This is a genomic window from Methylobacterium sp. J-067 (genome assembly GCF_022829465.1).
In the GTDB taxonomy this organism is placed as follows: domain Bacteria; phylum Pseudomonadota; class Alphaproteobacteria; order Rhizobiales; family Beijerinckiaceae; genus Methylobacterium; species Methylobacterium litchii.
In genome coordinates this window covers 30333-46906 of record NZ_JAKSXZ010000106.1, presented here as the reverse complement: position 1 = coordinate 46906, position 16574 = coordinate 30333, and the positions used below count along the sequence as shown (strand labels likewise).

Annotated in this window: 17 protein-coding genes; 11 read left to right on the top strand and 6 right to left on the bottom strand. The window is 69.6% G+C overall.

The features are described from left to right. Nucleotide 1: 1 nt before the first annotated feature. Nucleotides 2-439 (bottom strand): malonate transporter subunit MadL, encoded by a 438-nt coding sequence (gene madL / locus MKK52_RS13525; protein WP_243954556.1) that lies wholly within the window; start codon nucleotides 437-439, stop codon nucleotides 2-4. Between the two features lie 211 nt (nucleotides 440-650). On the opposite strand from madL, the gene mdcA reads away from it, so the two are divergent. The 9 genes from mdcA (at nucleotide 651) to MKK52_RS13480 (ending at nucleotide 10468) form a co-directional block, all read left to right on the top strand. Next, the gene (gene mdcA / locus MKK52_RS13520) at nucleotides 651-2297 is read left to right on the top strand and encodes a malonate decarboxylase subunit alpha (protein ID WP_243954554.1); all 1647 of its coding nucleotides are present in this window, start codon (nucleotides 651-653) and stop codon (nucleotides 2295-2297) included. Between the two features lie 5 nt (nucleotides 2298-2302). Beyond that, complete coding sequence (gene mdcC / locus MKK52_RS13515) at nucleotides 2303-2611, top strand: malonate decarboxylase acyl carrier protein (RefSeq protein WP_243954552.1); 309 nt, start codon at nucleotides 2303-2305, stop codon at nucleotides 2609-2611. Between the two features lie 2 nt (nucleotides 2612-2613). Continuing rightward, entirely contained in the window at nucleotides 2614-3528 is a 915-nt protein-coding gene (locus MKK52_RS13510; protein WP_243954550.1) for a biotin-independent malonate decarboxylase subunit beta, read from the top strand. Further along, nucleotides 3515-4231, top strand: a complete 717-nt coding sequence (gene mdcE, locus MKK52_RS13505; RefSeq protein WP_243954548.1) for a biotin-independent malonate decarboxylase subunit gamma — start codon at nucleotides 3515-3517, stop codon at nucleotides 4229-4231. The genes MKK52_RS13510 and mdcE overlap by 14 nt, the downstream gene beginning before the upstream one ends. Further along, nucleotides 4221-4856 carry a malonate decarboxylase holo-[acyl-carrier-protein] synthase gene (mdcG, locus tag MKK52_RS13500; protein ID WP_243954546.1) on the top strand — a complete coding sequence of 212 codons (636 nt, stop codon included), beginning with the start codon at nucleotides 4221-4223 and terminating at the stop codon, nucleotides 4854-4856. The genes mdcE and mdcG overlap by 11 nt, the downstream gene beginning before the upstream one ends. After that, entirely contained in the window at nucleotides 4853-5776 is a 924-nt protein-coding gene (locus MKK52_RS13495; RefSeq protein ID WP_243954544.1) for an acyl transferase, read from the top strand. The genes mdcG and MKK52_RS13495 overlap by 4 nt, the downstream gene beginning before the upstream one ends. A 64-nt stretch (nucleotides 5777-5840) precedes the next feature. Then, nucleotides 5841-7322: an aldehyde dehydrogenase gene (locus MKK52_RS13490; protein ID WP_243954542.1), complete on the top strand. Its 1482-nt coding sequence runs from the start codon at nucleotides 5841-5843 to the stop codon at nucleotides 7320-7322. 223 nt (nucleotides 7323-7545) lie between these two features. Next, a complete protein-coding gene (locus tag MKK52_RS13485; protein WP_243954539.1) occupies nucleotides 7546-9252 on the top strand; it encodes an IlvD/Edd family dehydratase in 1707 nt (568 codons plus the stop codon). Nucleotides 9253-9298: 46 nt separating this feature from the next. After that, nucleotides 9299-10468, top strand: coding sequence for an acetyl-CoA acetyltransferase (locus MKK52_RS13480; RefSeq protein ID WP_243954537.1), 1170 nt, complete (start codon nucleotides 9299-9301; stop codon nucleotides 10466-10468). A gap of 7 nt (nucleotides 10469-10475) precedes the next feature. Here the strand turns inward: MKK52_RS13480 and MKK52_RS13475 are convergent, their stop codons facing one another. From MKK52_RS13475 to MKK52_RS13455, 5 genes are all read right to left on the bottom strand, one after another. Continuing rightward, nucleotides 10476-10754, bottom strand: coding sequence for a type II toxin-antitoxin system RelE/ParE family toxin (locus MKK52_RS13475; RefSeq protein ID WP_313898753.1), 279 nt, complete (start codon nucleotides 10752-10754; stop codon nucleotides 10476-10478). Next, complete coding sequence (locus MKK52_RS13470; protein ID WP_243954535.1) at nucleotides 10751-10978, bottom strand: hypothetical protein; 228 nt, start codon at nucleotides 10976-10978, stop codon at nucleotides 10751-10753. The genes MKK52_RS13475 and MKK52_RS13470 overlap by 4 nt, the downstream gene beginning before the upstream one ends. Nucleotides 10979-11024: 46 nt before the next feature. Beyond that, nucleotides 11025-12320: an O-acetylhomoserine aminocarboxypropyltransferase/cysteine synthase family protein gene (locus tag MKK52_RS13465; RefSeq protein ID WP_243954533.1), complete on the bottom strand. Its 1296-nt coding sequence runs from the start codon at nucleotides 12318-12320 to the stop codon at nucleotides 11025-11027. 70 nt (nucleotides 12321-12390) lie between these two features. Continuing rightward, nucleotides 12391-12777 carry a response regulator gene (locus MKK52_RS13460; RefSeq protein ID WP_243954531.1) on the bottom strand — a complete coding sequence of 129 codons (387 nt, stop codon included), beginning with the start codon at nucleotides 12775-12777 and terminating at the stop codon, nucleotides 12391-12393. Between the two features lie 113 nt (nucleotides 12778-12890). Then, complete coding sequence (locus tag MKK52_RS13455) at nucleotides 12891-13547, bottom strand: alpha/beta hydrolase (protein ID WP_243954529.1); 657 nt, start codon at nucleotides 13545-13547, stop codon at nucleotides 12891-12893. A 266-nt stretch (nucleotides 13548-13813) separates the two neighbouring features. On the opposite strand from MKK52_RS13455, the gene MKK52_RS13450 reads away from it, so the two are divergent. Beyond that, nucleotides 13814-14983 carry a cysteine desulfurase family protein gene (locus MKK52_RS13450; RefSeq protein WP_243954527.1) on the top strand — a complete coding sequence of 390 codons (1170 nt, stop codon included), beginning with the start codon at nucleotides 13814-13816 and terminating at the stop codon, nucleotides 14981-14983. 67 nt (nucleotides 14984-15050) lie between these two features. Then, nucleotides 15051-16520 carry a Fe-S cluster assembly protein SufB gene (sufB, locus tag MKK52_RS13445; RefSeq protein ID WP_243954525.1) on the top strand — a complete coding sequence of 490 codons (1470 nt, stop codon included), beginning with the start codon at nucleotides 15051-15053 and terminating at the stop codon, nucleotides 16518-16520. Nucleotides 16521-16574 lie beyond the last annotated feature (54 nt).

The window sequence follows — 16574 nt, the reverse complement described above, 5'->3', positions numbered from 1 at the left end:
CTCAGACCTCCCGCCGCGGCGCGATCTCGTCGGCCTCGCCCTCGATGACGGCGCCGGCATGGGCGGCCTGGGCACCCGCATGGCTCCGTCCGCCGAAGCGGCTCAGGAGCGCCACCGCGCCGAAGCACAGGACCAGCGAGCCCACCGCCGCGATGATGACGATGGGGCCGCCCGTGAGCGCGGCGACCACGTTCTGCTGCGCCGCCATGGCGACGACGATGGGGATGTACATCCCGGCCCAGAACTCGACGCCGAACTTGACGCCATTCGACAGCTTCCCCCGCCGGTCGAGCCAGATCCGGGCGGCGATGAGCAGAATCATGGCGATGCCGACACCGCCGACATTGGCCTTCACGCCGAGCGCGATCCCGAGGAGGTCGCCGAGATACACGCCGATCAGCGTGCAGGCGGCGAGCAGGGCGACACCGAAGACGATCATCGCGCAGCCCTCCCGTGACGGAGCTGGGACGGCGCGCGGACGGATTCCGCCTGATGCGGCATGGGGCGTGTCCTTTCCCTGGGTTTGTTAGCCCTAACGTATGCAACATCGTGCCGAGTTGGCAATGCGATATACGAGAATGTGAGAATTAACGGTTTGAAAATTCACGAGGCAGCGCTAACTTCCTCCCCGCATACAAGGGAGACGAGCGATGGCCGACTGGCGCGGGGAGAGGAAGGCCCGCGACGCGCGCATCGAGGCGGGGCGGGCGCACGCGCAGGGGAAGGTCGTACCGGCCGATGCGGCGGTGGCGCTGCTGGAAGCGGTGCTGAAGCCGGGGGACCGGGTCTGCCTCGAAGGCGACAACCAGAAGCAGGCGGATTGCCTCGCCCGTGCGCTGAGCCAGTGCGATCCGGCCAAGGTGAACGGGCTGCACATGGTGCAGTCGGGCATCGTGCTGCCGGAGCATCTCGACGTGTTCGAGACCGGCATCGCCGAGCGGCTGGACTATTCCTATTCCGGTCCGCAGGGCGCCCGCGTCGCCAAGATGCTCTATGGCGGCCAGATCAAGCTCGGGGCGGTGCACACCTACCTCGAACTCTTCGCCCGCTACTTCATCGACCTCACGCCCCACGTGGCATTGATCGCGGGCGTCTCGGCCGACCGGGAGGGCAACCTCTATACCGGGCCGAACACCGAGGACACGCCGACCATCGTGGAGGCGACCCACTTCAAGAACGGCGTCGTCGTCGCGCAGGTCAACGAGATCGTCGACAAGGTGCCCCGGGTCGACATCCCCGGCGACCGGGTGGATTTCGTGGTTGAGGCGGATACGCCGTTCTTCGTGGAGCCGCTGTTCACCCGCGACCCGGCGGCGATGACCGAGACGCAGATCCTCATCGCCATGATGGCGATCAAGGGCATCTACGCCGAGTACGGCGTGCGCCGGCTCAACCACGGCATCGGCTTCGGCACGGCGGCCATCGAGTTGCTGCTGCCGACCTATGGCGAGAAGCTTGGGCTGAAGGGCGAGATCGCGACGCATTTCGCCCTGAACCCGCACCCGACCCTGATCCCGGCCATCGAATCCGGCTGGGTGAAGCAGGTCCACTGCTTCGGCTCGGAAGTCGGCATGGACCGCTACATCCGCGAGCGGTCGGACGTGTTCTTCACGGGCGCCGACGGGTCGCTGCGCTCCAACCGGGCGCTGTGCCAGACGGCCGGGCTCTACGCCTGCGACATGTTCATCGGCGCGACCCTCCAGATCGACCTGATGGGCCATTCTTCGACCGTCACGCAGTCGCGCGTCGCGGGCTTCGGCGGCGCCCCGAACATGGGCTCGGACCCGCACGGCCGCCGCCACCCCTCCGACGCCTGGATGAAGGCGGGGCGGGAGGCGCAGGTGGTCGGCGATCCGGCGCTGATGCGCGGGCGCAAGCTCGTGGTGCAGCTGGTCGAGACCTTCGGCGACGGGCTCGTGCCGACCTTCGTGGAACGGCTCGACGCGATGGAGCTTGCGAAGAAGATCGGCCTCGAACTGGCGCCAGTCATGATCTACGCCGACGACGTGACCCACATCGTCACCGAGGAGGGGATCGCCAACCTCCTCCTCTGCCGCGACGCGGACGACCGCGAGCAGGCGATCCGTGGGGTCGCGGGCTACACCGAGATCGGCCGGGGGCGCGACCGGGCGAAGGTCGAGGAGTTGCGCGCACGCGGCATCATCCGCCGGCCGGAAGACCTCGGCATCGAGCCCCTGGACGCCGACCGCTCGTTGCTTGCTGCGCGCTCGATCAAGGATCTCGTGCACTGGTCCGGGGGGCTCTACGAGCCGCCGGCCAAGTTCAGGAACTGGTGAGTGTCATGGAATCCCTGACCTTCCGCCACACCACGCAGAAGCCGCTGTCCGGCACCAAGGCCCAGGCGATCACCGGGGTCGTGGCCTCCGGCAACCTCGAAATCCTGCTGGAGCGCGTGCTGCCGCCGGACGCGTTCGAGATCGCCATCGAGACGCCGATCGCCGGCTATGGCCAGGTCTGGGAGGCGGTGGTGGCGGATTTCGTCGCCCGCGCCCAGCCCGGCGGCGTGCGCATCTCGATCAACGACGGCGGCGCCCGGCCGGACACCGTCTCCCTGCGCCTGCTGCAGGGCGCCCGGCTGCTGGAGGCTTAGAGATGGCCGGACCCGACCGCGACTGCCTGAGCTGGTTCGAGGCCAGCGCCCGCCAGCGCCTCGACGCGCTCCTCGATGCCGGCACCTTCCGGGAAGCCATCGGCCCGGCCGAGCGGCGGATGAGCCCGCACCTGCCGCTGTTCGATCTGCCCTGCGCCTTCGATGACGGCATCGTCGTCGGATCCGGTGCCCTCGACGGGCGGACGGTCTTCGTCGCCGCGCAGGAGGGCCGCTTCATGGGCGGGGCCTTCGGCGAGGTCCATGGCGGCAAGCTCGTGGGGATGCTCCGGGCCGCTGTCGAAGCGAAGCCCGAGGCCGTGCTCCTCCTGTTCGACACCGGCGGTGTCCGCTTGCAGGAGGCCAATGCCGGCGAGACCGCCATCGCCGAGACGATGCGCGCCATCACCGAGGCCCGCGCGGCGGGCGTGCCGGTGATCGGTCTGATCGGCGGACGGGCCGGCTGCTACGGCGGCGGCGGGCTCATCGCCGGTACCTGCTCGCGGCTGGCCGTCTCGGAGGGCGGGCGCATCTCGGTCTCAGGGCCGGAGGTCATCGAGACCAACAAGGGCGCCGAGGAGTTCGATTCCCGCGACCGGGCGCTGGTCTGGCGCACGATGGGCGGCAAGCACCGCCGCCTCATTGGCGGGGCCGATGCCTTCTGCGACGACACCGTCGCGGCCTTCCGCGCCGCCGCCCTCGACCTGATCGGCCGGGCGCCGGCCTTCGACCTCGCGATGCTGGAGGCCGAGCAGGCACGCCTGCGCGCCCGCATCGACCGCTTCGGCGATTGCCGCGACGCGACGGAGATCTGGGCGCGGCTCGGCGTCAACGATCCCGAGGCGGTCCCCGCCATGGACACGCGTGCCTTCGAGGAGACCGTCGCCCGCGTGGAGGAGGCCCGCCATGACGCTCGCTGAGATCCTGACTTCGCTCTTCCCCGAGGGCCATGCGGTCACGGTGGCGGACGGGCTCGTCGCCGGGGACGGCCCCTTCGACGGCGGCCGAATGCGGGTGATCGGCATCGACGGCGATACGCCGCTGGGCGTTGAGGGCGCGCTGACGCTCGCCGGGCACGTCCTCGAGGCGGTGCGGGCGGGGGACAAGGCGCCGATCCTCGTGGCGGTCGATTCCGACAGCCAGCGCATGAGCCGGCGGGACGAACTCCTCGGCCTCAACGAATGCCTCGCCCATCTCGCCAAGGCGCTGCTGCTCGCGGACCGGCACGGGCACCCGACCATCGGCCTGCTCTACGGGCATTCGGCGGCCGGCGCCTTCATCGCCACGGCGCTCGCGACGCGGGTGCTCGCGGCGCTGCCCGGCGCCAACCCGAGCGTGATGGACCTGCCCTCCGTCGCCCGCGTCACCAAACTGCCGCTCGAAAAGCTTCAGGAGATGGCGCAATCGACGCCGGTCTTCGCACCCGGCCTCGACAACATGCTCGCCACGGGCGCCGTCCACGCGGTGCTCGACCCCGCCGCGCCCCTGGGGCCGCAGATCGCCTCCCTGATCGCCGACCGGCCGGAGGGCGATGTGCGCGACCGCCTCGGCCGCGAGCGGGGCGGGCGCCCGGTCGCGGAGGAGATCGCGCGCCTCGTCGCCGGGCGGCTCCGTGCCGGCTGAGGCCTTCGCCCGCCACGACCTCGTGGCGGCCGAGCCCGCCGCCTGGGACGCGCTGCTCGCCGGGCGGCGCGACCTCGACGGCGTGCCGCACCTGCCCGGCTGGGCGAAGACGGGCCGCCCGCTCATCGTCCGCCGCCGCGTGCCGGGGGAGGGCGACGGGTCCGTGCCGCTCGGCCTGCCCCTGCCCCCCGCCGACGGCAAGCGCCGGATCGGCCTCGCCCTGCCGGCGCAAGCCCTGCGACCTGTCTTGCCGCCGAGCCTTGCCGAGGCGGCGCCCCACGCCCCCGCCGCGTGGGGGGACGCCATCGCTGCCCTGCTGGCGCTCGCCGCCGAGCACGGCGTGACGCCACGACCCTTCGGCGCCCTGCTGTGGCAGGCGGTGACGGGCCTGACCTACCTCTCGCCCACGTCCGACCTCGACCTGCTGTGGCCGGGGCCTGTCCCGCGCACGTACCTCGACGGTCTCGCCCGGATCGACGCCACGGCGCCGATGCGCCTCGACGGCGAAATCCTCCTGCCGGATGGCGGCGGGGTGCAGTGGCGGGAGTTGCACGAGGCGCCGCCCGGCGGCACCGTACTGGTGAAATACCTCGACCGGGTGGCGATGCGGCCGGTGGCGCTATGACCCTCGCAATCCTCCTGTCGGGCCAGGGCGGCCAGCACCCGGCCATGTTCGACCTCACGGCCGAGCGCGCGGAAGCGCAGCCCGTCTTCGAAGCGGCGCGCCCGCTCCTCGGCGGCACCGACCCGCGCGACCTCGCCAAAGCGGGGGAGGGGCTGCACGGCAACCGCACGGGGCAGATCCTGTGCTGCGTCGCGGCGCTCGCCGGATGGAGCGTCATCGCTTCGGGCCAGCCCGGCCGGGCCATCGTGGCGGGCTATTCCATCGGCGACCTCGCCGCCTGGGGCGTCGCCGGCCGGTTCGACGCCGCCACGGTGCTGCGGCTGGCCGCTGCCCGCGCCGAGGCGATGGACGCGGCTTCCGGTGAGGGGTTCGGCCTCGCGGGCATCCGCGGTCTCACCCTTCAGGCCCTGGACGACCTCGCCCGGCGGCACGGATGCCACCTCGCCATCCGCAACGCCGCCGACAGTGGCGTGGTCGGCGGGAAGCGAGACGCCCTCGACGCCCTCTGCACGGACGCCCTGGCGCAGGGCGCCCAGCGGGCCGTGCCGCTGGCCGTCGCGACGCCCTCGCACACGCCCCTGCTCGCCGCCGCCTCGGAGCGTTTCCGGCAGATCCTGGCGGAGGCCGAGCTTCACCGGCCGCCGCCTTCCGCGCCGCGTCTGCTGAGCGGCCTCGACGGGGCGGCGGTGTTCCAGCCGCAGGCCGGGCTCGACAAGCTCGCGCGGCAGATCTCCCACACGATCGACTGGGCCGCCTGCCTGGAGGCCTGCGGCGAGTACGGCGCGAGCCATGTGCTCGAACTCGGCCCCGGCCACGCGCTGGCCACCATGGCCGAGGCCGCTCTGCCGGGGGTGCGGGTCCACGCCCTCGACGCGTTCCGCTCGGTGGAGGGCGTGTGCGACTGGATCGGGCGCGGCTGAGGCTGGCGCCGTGCTCCGGCCTGTTCCATATCCGGCCCATCCGCCGGAACAGGGAGTACGCCCGATGAAGACCTATCAACTCTACATCGACGGGGCGTTCGTCGATCCGGTCGAGGGCGAGTGGTTCGAGTCCGTCGATCCCTATCGCGGCGAACCCTGGGCCAGGATCCCGCGCAGCTCGAAGGCCGATGTCGACCGGGCCGTCGCGGCGGCCAAGCGCGCCATGACCGAAGGCCCCTGGGCGACGATGACCGCCTCGGCACGGGGCAAGGTGCTGCGTAAGATCGGCGACATCGTGGAGCGGGAGGCCCGCCACCTCGCCGAGATCGAGACCCGCGACAACGGCAAGCTCTTCGCCGAGATGTACGGCCAGACCCGCTACCAGCCGGAATGGTGGCACTACTTCGCCGGCCTCGCCGACAAGATCGAGGGCACGCAGGTGCCGATCGACAAGCCGGAGACCTTCGCCTTCACCACCCACGAGCCGGTGGGCGTGGTCGGCGCGCTGACCGCCTGGAACTCGCCGCTGCTGTTCGTGGCCTGGAAATGCGCCCCGGCCCTCGCCGCCGGCTGCGCGGTGGTGATCAAGCCCTCCGAGTTCGCCTCGGCGAGCACGCTGGAATTCGCCGCCCTCCTCAAGGAGGCAGGCCTGCCGGACGGGATGCTGAACGTCGTGACCGGCTACGGCGCCGAGACCGGCGCGGCCATCGTCGAGCACCCCGACGTCGCCAAGATCACCTTCACCGGCTCGGATGCGACGGGGGCGCGGATCTATTCCGAGGCCGCCAAGCAGGTGAAGCGCGTGGCCCTCGAACTCGGCGGCAAGTCGCCGAACATCGTCTTCGCCGACGCCGACCTGAAGATGGCCGCCGCCGGAGCCATCTCCGGCATCTTCGCCGCCACCGGCCAGACCTGCATCGCGGGCTCGCGCCTCCTCGTGCAGAACAGCATCCGTGAGGACTTCACCGCCCGGCTGATCGAGCTCGCGAAATCCGCCAAGCTCGGCGATCCGATGGATTCCGGCACCAACATCGGCCCAATCACCACCCCGCCGCAGTACCAGAAGGTGCTGGACTACATCGCGGTGGCCAAGAAGGAGGGCGCCCGCTGCGTCTTCGGCGGCAACCCGGCCACCGGCGAAGGCGTGAAGGGCGGCCAGTTCGTTGAGCCGACGATCTTCGCCGACGTGACCAATTCGATGCGCATCGCGCAGGAGGAGGTGTTCGGCCCAGTCCTGTCGATCATCGGCTTCGAGGACGAGGCCGAGGCGCTGCGGCTCGGCAACGACGTGATCTACGGCCTCGCGGCCGGCGTCTGGACGCAGGATATCGGCAAGGCGATGCGGATGTCGAAGGGCCTGAAGGCGGGCACGGTCTGGGTGAACACCTACCGGGCGGTCAGCTACATGATGCCGTTTGGCGGCATGAAGCGCTCCGGCCTCGGCCGCGAGAGCGGCATCGAGTCGATCCGCGAGTATCTGGAGACCAAAAGCATCTGGATCTCCACCAGCCGCGACGCGCCGGAGAACCCGTTCGTGATGCGGTAGGCACAAGAGCCACACCGTCATTGCGAGCGAGAGCGAAGCAATCCAGGGCGGCGCTGCGTTCTGAGAAGGCCCGCATCCCTGGATTGCTTCGCTACGCTCGCAATGACGTGGTGCCATGGGCGAAAGCAGATGAAACCAGCCTTTCGCCTCGCCCTCACAGCCGTCATCCTGCTCGCCGCGGCGTGGATCGCATTCCACCTGCGGTGAGGCCCGAGGAGCCACGATGACCGACGAACCGCACGGCCTCGACCGGGGGCTCACCAACTACGGCGACCGGGATTTCGCCCGGTACCTGCGGCGCTCCTTCGCGCGCTCCATGGGGATCTCGCCCCGGCTCTTGAACAAGCCGGTGGTGGGCATCGCCATGACGCCCTCGGGCTTCAACAATTGCCACCGGGGGATGCCGGAACTGGTGGAAGCGGTCTCGCGCGGGGTGCTCGAAGCCGGCGCCCTGCCGCGCCCGTTCCCGACCGTCTCGCTGGGCGAGGTGTTCCTCAACCCGACCAGCATGGTCTACCGCAACCTCATGGCCATGGACACGGAGGAGATGATCCTCGCCCAGCCCATGGATGCGGTGGTGCTGATCGGCGGCTGCGACAAGACCGTGCCGGCCCAGCTCATGGGCGCGGCCTCGGCCGACCTGCCGGCGATCCAGCTCGTCACCGGGCCGATGTCCACCGGCCGCCACCGGGGCCAGCGGCTCGGCGCCTGCACCGATTGCCGGGGCTTCTGGGCGAAGTACCGCGCGGGCACCGTCGATGACGAGGAGATTGCCGAGGTCGAGGGACGGCTCTCGGTCACGCAGGGCACCTGCGCGGTGATGGGAACCGCCTCCACCATGGCCTGCATCGCCGAGGCCCTGGGCATGTCGTTGCCGGGGACGGCGGCGATCCCGGCCGTCCATTCCGACCGGCTCGTCGCCGCCGAGGAGACGGGCCGCGCCGCCGTGCGCCTCATCGAGACGAAGATCCGCCCGAGCCGGGTCATCACGCAGAAGTCCGTCGAGAACGCGGTCCGCGTGTTGATGGCGGTGTCGGGCTCCACCAACGCCATCGTGCACCTCACCGCCATCGCCGGGCGGCTCGGCATCCGCATCCCCTACGAGCGCTTCAACGCCATCTCCGACGAGACCCCCGTGCTGGTCGATCTGAAGCCGGTCGGCGACGGATACATGGAGGATTTCCACGCGGCCGGCGGCATGGGCGCCCTCCTGCGCGAGTTGCGCCCACTCCTGCACCTCGACACCGTGGACATCGAGGGCCGCACCCTGGCCGAGCGGCTGGACGAGCCGGAGACCTGGGTCGACCGCGCGGTGATCCGGCCCTTTGCCGATCCGGTCTCGCCGCAGGGCGGCCTCATCACCCTCGGCGGCAGCCTCGCGCCGGACGGGGCGATCTTCAAGCGCGCCGCCGCGACGCCCGGCCTGTTCGAGACCGAGGGAAGGGCGGTGGTGTTCACCGGGCTCGAAGACCTCTCGGCCCGGATCGACGACCCCGACCTCGACGTCACGCCCGACGACATCCTCGTCCTGCAGAATGCCGGCCCGCACGCCGCCGGGATGCCGGAGGCCGGCTATCTGCCGATCCCGAAGAAGCTCGCCCGCGCCGGGGTGAAGGACATGGTGCGCATCTCGGACGCACGCATGTCGGGCACGGCCTTCGGCACCATCGTGCTGCACGTCGCCCCCGAAGCGGCCATCGGCGGGCCGCTGGCCGCCGTGCGCGACGGCGACCGCATCCGCCTCTCGGTGAAGGAGAAGCGCATCGACCTACTGGTCGCGCCGGAGGAGATCGCCCGCCGCCTCGCCGCGCACGAGCCGCCGCCCGCGCCGAAGCGGGGCTACAAGGCCCTCTATCGGCGCAGCGTCACCCAGGCGCCGGAGGGCTGCGATTTCGACTTCCTGGCTGGAGCCGCGCCCGACCACCCTTGATCCGGGGGATCGGCGGGGCCATCGTCCGGGCAACGGGAGAGAAACGATGACGCGTGCCTGCATCGTGGGCTGGGCCCACACCCCCTTCGGCAAGCTCGAAGACCCCGACGTCGAGAGCCTGATCGCCCGCGTCTCCGGCGAGGCGCTGGCCCATGCCGGGGTCGCAGCGTCCGAGGTCGACGGCATCTATGTCGGCGTCATGAACACCGGCTTCTCGAAGCAGGGCTTCGAGGGCTCCCTCGTCGCCCTGAACCAGCCGGACCTCGCCCACGTCCCCTCGACGCATCTGGAAAACGCCTGCGCCACCGGCTCGGCGGCGCTCTACGCGGCCCTCGACTTCGTGGACAGCGGCCGGGGCCGCATCGCCCTTGTGGTCGGTGCGGAGAAGATGACCGCGAAATCTGTCGCCGAGACCGGGGACATCCTGCTTGGCGCCTCCTACCGGAAGGAGGAGGCCGAGATCGAGGGCGGCTTCGCGGGCGTGTTCGGGCGCATCGCGGCGGGCTACTTCCAGCGCTACGGCGACCGCAGCGAGGAACTGGCCCGCATCGCCGCCAAGAACCACCGCAACGGCGTCGGCAACCCCTACGCGCAGCTGCGCAAGGACCTCGGCTTCGACTTCTGCAACAAGGTCTCGGACAAGAATCCCTACGTCGCCGCGCCGCTGCGGCGCACCGATTGCTCGCTGATCTCGGACGGCGCCGCCGCCCTCGTCGTGGCCGATGCCGAGACTGCCGCGCGGCTGGAGCGGGCCATCGGCTTCCGGGCGCGGGCGCAGGTGAACGACATCCTGCCTCTCTCCCGCCGCGACCCCACCGCCTTCGAGGGCGCCCGCCGCGCCTGGGACAAGGCCCGCACGCAGGCCGGGATCGGCAACGAGGACCTCTCCTTCGTGGAGACCCACGATTGCTTCACCATCGCCGAACTCCTCGAATACGAGGCGATGGGCCTCGCCGCGCCGGGCGAAGGCTTTCGCATCGTCCGCGAGGGGGTGACGGAGAAGGGCGGCCGCTTGCCGGTGAACCCGTCGGGCGGGCTCAAGGCCAAGGGCCACCCGGTCGGCGCGACGGGCGTCTCGATGCACGTCATGGCCTGCCTGCAACTGATGAACGAGGCCGGCGAGATGCAGGTGCCCGGCGCCGAGCTCGCGGGCGTGTTCAACATGGGCGGCGCGGCGGTCGCCAACTACGTGTCGATCCTGGAGCGGCGGAAGTAGCGCGCGCTCACCCCTGCGGGCGGCGAGCCGTGTGCCGGATGCCGAGGATCACGACGTTCCCATCCGCGACCGTGTAGGTGATCGCATAGGGATAGGGCAGGGCGATGATCCGCCGGACCTGCGGACGGGCCGTGACACGTCCCGCGAAGGGATGATCGACGAGAACGTTCATGACCGAGCGCAGCCGGTCACGAACGTTCTCAGCACCTTGCGGGTGATGTTTCGCAATGTGCTGAAGCACCGCTTCGAGTTGGCGCGATGCCGGCCGGGTGAGACGCAGCCTCACGCGCCATACTTCGCCCAGATCGCGTCCACCTCTTCGTCGCTGGCGAAATCGCCCCGCGCCATGGCCGCTTCCGACTCGGTGAGTTCAGCCTCTTCCTCCGGCGTGAACTGGTAGACCGCCGGATCGGAGCCCACGAGGGCGAGCACCATGCGCGCGATCTCGTCCTGCGCATGAGCGGGAAGGGTCCGGGCGGTCGAGAACGCCTTGTCGAGCAGGTCCGTCATTCGCGCATTATGATGCGGATGGAGCCTCGCCGTCGAGGGCGATCTCCTACGCCCCCGCCTGCTCCAGCGCCTGCGCGATATCCGCGATCAGGTCCTCGACGTTCTCCAGCCCGATCGAGAGCCGCACCGTCTCCGGCCCGACGAAGGCGATGGCCTTTTCGCTGGCGGGCAATTGCCGGTGGGTCGTGGTCGCCGGGTGAATCGCCAGCGTCTTGATCTCGCCGATGTTGACGAGGTGCGAGACCAGTTCCAGCGAGGTGATGAACTTCAGTGCCGCCTTCTCCCCACCCTTGAGGGCGAAAGTGAAGATCGCGCCGGGTCCCTTCGGCGTGTAGCGCGCCGCGTTCGCTTCGCCGGTCTGGCCCGGCAGGCCGGGATAACTGACCCATTCCACCGCCGGGTGGTCCTTCAGGTAGGCGGCGACGGTCTTCGCGTTGGAACAGTGGCGCTCCATGCGCAGCGGCAGGGTCTCGATGCCGGTGATCGTCAGGAAGGCGTTCATCGGCGATAGGCCGGGGCCGAGGTCGCGCAGGCCGAACAGGCGGCAGGCCACCGCGAACGGCGTCTCCGGGAAACGCTGCGGGATCACGAGCCCGTCGTAATCCGGCCAGGGGTCGTTGATCAGGTCGTAGCCACCGGCCTTCACCCAGTCGAAGGTGCCGCCGTCGCAGATCACGCCGCCGATCACCTGGCCGGAGCCCGCCAGGAACTTCGAGGTCGAGTGCACGACGATGTCGGCGCCGTGCTCGATGGGCCGGATCAGGGCCGGGGAGGCGAGGGTGTTGTCCACGATCAGCGGCAGGCCGTGGCGCTTGGCCACCGCCGCGATACCCTCGATGTCCATCACGAAGCCGCAGGGGTTCACGATGGATTCGCAGACGATGGCCTTGCAGCCCGGCGTGATCGCCGCCTCGAAATCCGCCGGCTCCATGCCGCGGGCGAAGCGGGGCTTCAGGTCGTAGCGACCGTCGAGGCGCCGCATCAACCCCAGCGACCCGCCGAACAGGCGTGGCGACACGACGTAGGAATCGCCGCTGCGCATCAGCGTCATCAGCACGAGCAGCACCGCCGACTGGCCGGAGGCGACGGCGATGGCGGCCTTGGCCCCCTCCAGCGCCGCGACACGCCGCTCCAGGGCCGCCACGGTCGGGTTGGAGCCGCGCGAATAGGAGAAGCCGGTCTTGCGCACGGCGAAGATGTCGGCCGCCTGCTCGGTCGAATCGAACACGAAGCCGTTCGTGAAGTAGATCGGCTGCGCCCGCGCGCCCGTCGCCGGATCGGGGGCGGCGCCCGCGTGGATCGCCTGGGTCGCGAACCGGTGATGTCGGGTCTCGTCGGTCATGGGACTCGTCGGGTCAGGCGGCTCGGCACCGCGCGGATCGGCCACGGCCGAAAGGTCCGTCCCTTATGGCTCAGGCCGCGCGGCGGATGAAGGCGCGCAGGGTTCGGACCAGGGTTGTCGGCTCGTAGGGCTTCGGGATGAAGCGCGCCCCGTCGGGCATGTCGTGCGGGCCGGGGGTGCCCATCCCCGAAACGACCAGCACCGGGATGCCGGGCCAGCGATGCGCCACGAGGCGGGCGAGGGCGAAACCGTCCATGGAGCCCTGCGGCATATCCACGTCGGTCATCAGGACCTCCACGTCGTCCCGGTTCTCCAGGACGGCGAGGGCCTTGTCCGCGTGCGACGCCTCCAGAACGGTGAAGCCGGCATCCGCAAGGGTGTCGGACGCCTCCATCAGGAGGAGGCCGTCGTCTTCGACCAGCAGGACGACCGGTTGCTCGGAGGAGTGATCCGTCATCAGGCGTGGATACGTTCCGCGACAGGGATGGAAGGGGCGCCCTATTCGGAGCGCCCCGCCGCGTCAAGGTGAGAGGCGGTAAGCCGACTACCGGCATCCACCCGCATATTGCCTCAGGCGGCCTCTTCCCGCTTGCCCAGACGCTTGTCGAGATAGGTGTCGACGGTCTGCGTCAGCTCATCGACCTTGCCGTCGAAGAAGTGGTTCGCGCCATCGACGATCTGGTGCTCGATGATGACGCCCTTCTGCGTCTTCACCTTCTCAATCACCGGCATCACCTCGCGGGCCGGCGCGACCCGATCCTCGGAGCCGTGCACGAACAGGCCGGAGGAGGGGCAGGGGGCCAGGAAGGTGAAATCGTAGCGGTTGGCCATGGCCGCGATGGAGATGAAGCCCTCGATCTCCGGGCGGCGCATCAGCAATTGCATGCCGATCCACGAGCCGAAGGACACGCCCGCGATCCAGCAGGCCTTCGCCTCCGGGTTCACCGCCTGCACCCAATCGAGCGCTGCCGCCGCGTCGGACAATTCGCCCGAGCCGTGATCGAAGGCGCCCTGGCTGCGGCCGACCCCGCGAAAATTGAAGCGCAGGGCTGCGAAGCCGCGATTGGCGAACGTGTAGAAAAGATTGTACACGATTTGATTGTTCATCGTGCCGCCGAACTGCGGGTGCGGGTGCAGCACGATGGCGATGGGAGCGCCGCGCTTCTTGGGGGCCTGATAACGGCCCTCCAGGCGCCCGGCGGGACCGGTGAAGATGACCTCTGGCATGTTCGTCCTCTCGCTCCGTCGCCCTCGGCCGCCCGTTCCCGCACCGCAGCGGACCACCTTGACTCGATGGACCCACGTCATAAAAGCACTCTTAGAACAATTCTAGGTCATTAGAAGCGTTCTAAAGTATGGCGTAAGTCCACCGCAGGGTGGTGTGCCGGGACGATCTCGGCCGGAGGGACCGGTATTTCTCTCGGCGCGCCTTAACACGGCGGGCCACCCTGCGTGCAAGCACTTCGCGCGATTGGAGACGAAGCATTACGGCGATGGACAAGACCCGCGCCTATCTCGATCACAATGCGACCGCCCCGGTTCGTCCGGACGTGGCGGCGGCGGTGGCGCGCGCCCTGACCCTGCCGGGCAACCCCTCCTCGATCCATGCCGAGGGCCGGGCGGCGCGGGCGGCGCTCGAAGGCGCGCGGGCGCAGGTGGCGGGTCTCGTCGGCGCGAAGCCGGGGCAGGTCGTGTTCACCAGCGGCGGGACGGAAGCCGCGAACGCAATCCTCTCGGGGGCTCTGCACCGCCGGGTCTGGCCGGAGCCGACCCACCTTCTGCACAGCGCGAGCGAGCACCCCTGCGTCGCCGCCGGCCACCGGTTCCCCGATGAGGCGGTGGAGCTTCTGCCGGTGGATGCGGCGGGGGTGATCGACCTCGCCGCCCTCGACGCGCGCCTGACGGCACTCGCGGAGGAGTGCGTGCTGATCTCGGTCCATGCCGCGAACAACGAGACCGGCGTGATCCAGCCGCTCGCGGAAATCGTCGCCCGGGCCCGCGCCCATGGGCGCTCCCTCGTCCACAGTGACGCGGTGCAGGCCGTGGGCAAGATCCCTTTGGATTTCTCTGCCCTCGGTCTCGACGCCCTGACCCTCTCCGGCCACAAGTTCGCCGCCCCGAAGGGGGTCGGCGCGCTGGTGTTGGCCGACGACGTCACTCTCGACGGGGCCTTCGTCCGGGGGGGCGGCCAGGAAAAGCGCCTGCGCTGCGGCACCGAAAGCCTGCCCTCGCTCGTTGGCATGGGAGAGGCAGCGCGGATCGCGGCTGAATCGCTTCCCGCCGAGGCTGAACGGATCGCCGCTCTGCGGGATCGGGCCGCGGCCGGTGTCCGCGCTCTGGCGCCGGACGCCGTGGTGTTCGGGGAGGGCGCGCTGCGCCTGCCGAACACGCTGAGCTTCGCCGTTCCGGGGCTCGATGCCCCGGCGGCGCTGATCGCCCTCGACCTCGCGGGGGTGGCCGTCTCGTCGGGCTCGGCCTGCTCGTCGGGCAAGGTCGCGCGCTCCGCGACGCTGGCGGCGATGGGCGTGCCCCCGGCCCTCGCGGGCGGGGCGCTCCGAGTGAGTCTGGGCTGGAATACCGTGGAGGAGGATGTGACCCGCTTCCTCCACGCCTTCGAACGGGTCGTGACATCCCTATATGAGAGGCAAGGGCGGGCGGCCTGAGGGCCGCGTCCCGAGCCACATCCACACGCTTCCCGGCCCTTGACGCCGGGCATGCCAGGAGACGCTGATGCCTGCCGTGCAGGAAACCATCGACCGGGTCCGCTCGATCGACCTCGACCAGTACAAGTACGGGTTTGAGACCACCATCGAGATGGAGAAGTCCGAGAAAGGCATCTCCGAAGACGTCGTGCGCTTCATCTCGGCCAAGAAGAACGAGCCGGAGTGGCTGCTGGAATGGCGCCTCGACGCCTACCGCCGTTGGCTCACGATGAAGGAGCCCGAGTGGGCCCGCGTCTCGTACGATAAGGTCGATTACAACGACATCTACTACTACGCCGCGCCGAAGCGCCCGGCGGCGATGTCGCTCGATGAGATCGACCCCGAGATCCTGAAAACCTACGAGAAGCTCGGCATTCCGCTGCGTGAGGTGGAAGTGCTGGAAGGCATCGCCCCCGAGCGTCGCGTGGCCGTGGACGCGGTGTTCGATTCCGTGTCGGTCGCCACGACCTTCAAGAAGGAGCTGGAGAAGGCCGGCGTGATCTTCATGCCGATCTCCGAGGCGGTGCGCGAGCATCCCGAGCTCGTGAAGAAGTATCTTTGCTCGGTCGTGCCGGCGACGGACAATTTCTTCGCCACGCTGAACACGGCGGTCTTCTCGGACGGCTCGTTCGTCTACATTCCGCCGGGCGTCCGCTGCCCGATGGAGCTGTCGACCTATTTCCGCATCAACGAGCGCGACACCGGCCAGTTCGAGCGCACGCTGATCATCGCCGACAAGGGCTCCTACGTCTCGTACCTTGAGGGCTGCACGGCCCCGAAGCGCGACGACAACCAGCTCCACGCGGCCGTGGTCGAGCTGGTCGCCCTGGACGATGCCGAGATCAAGTACTCGACCGTCCAGAACTGGTACCCGGGCGACAACGACGGCAAGGGCGGCATCTACAACTTCGTGACGAAGCGCGGCGATTGCCGTGGCGACCGCTCGAAGATCTCGTGGACGCAGGTCGAGACCGGCTCGGCGATCACGTGGAAGTACCCGTCCTGCATCCTGCGCGGTGACGACAGCCGGGGCGAGTTCTACTCGATCGCAGTGTCGAACGGCATGCAGCAGGTCGATTCCGGCACCAAGATGATTCATCTCGGCAAGAACACGACGAGCCGGATCATCTCGAAGGGCATCTCGGCCGGGCGTTCGCAGAACACCTACCGGGGCCTCGTCTCGGCCCACAAGAAGGCCAAGGGCGCACGGAACTTCACGAACTGCGACTCGCTGCTGATCGGCGACCAGTGCGGGGCGCACACCGTGCCCTACATCGAGTCGAAGAACGCCTCCGCCGTGTTCGAGCACGAGGCGACGACCTCGAAGATCTCCGAGGACCAGAAGTTCTACTGCCTGCAGCGCGGCCTTTCCGAGGAGGAGGCGACCGCGCTCATCGTCAACGGCTTCGTCCGGGACGTGCTGCAGCAGCTGCCGATGGAGTTCGCCGTCGAGGCCCAGAAGCTGATCTCGATCAGCCTCGAAGGCTCGGTGGGCTAAGCGACACCACAACTCTCCTCCCTCCCCCGACGCGGGGAGGGAGACGACCGCTAT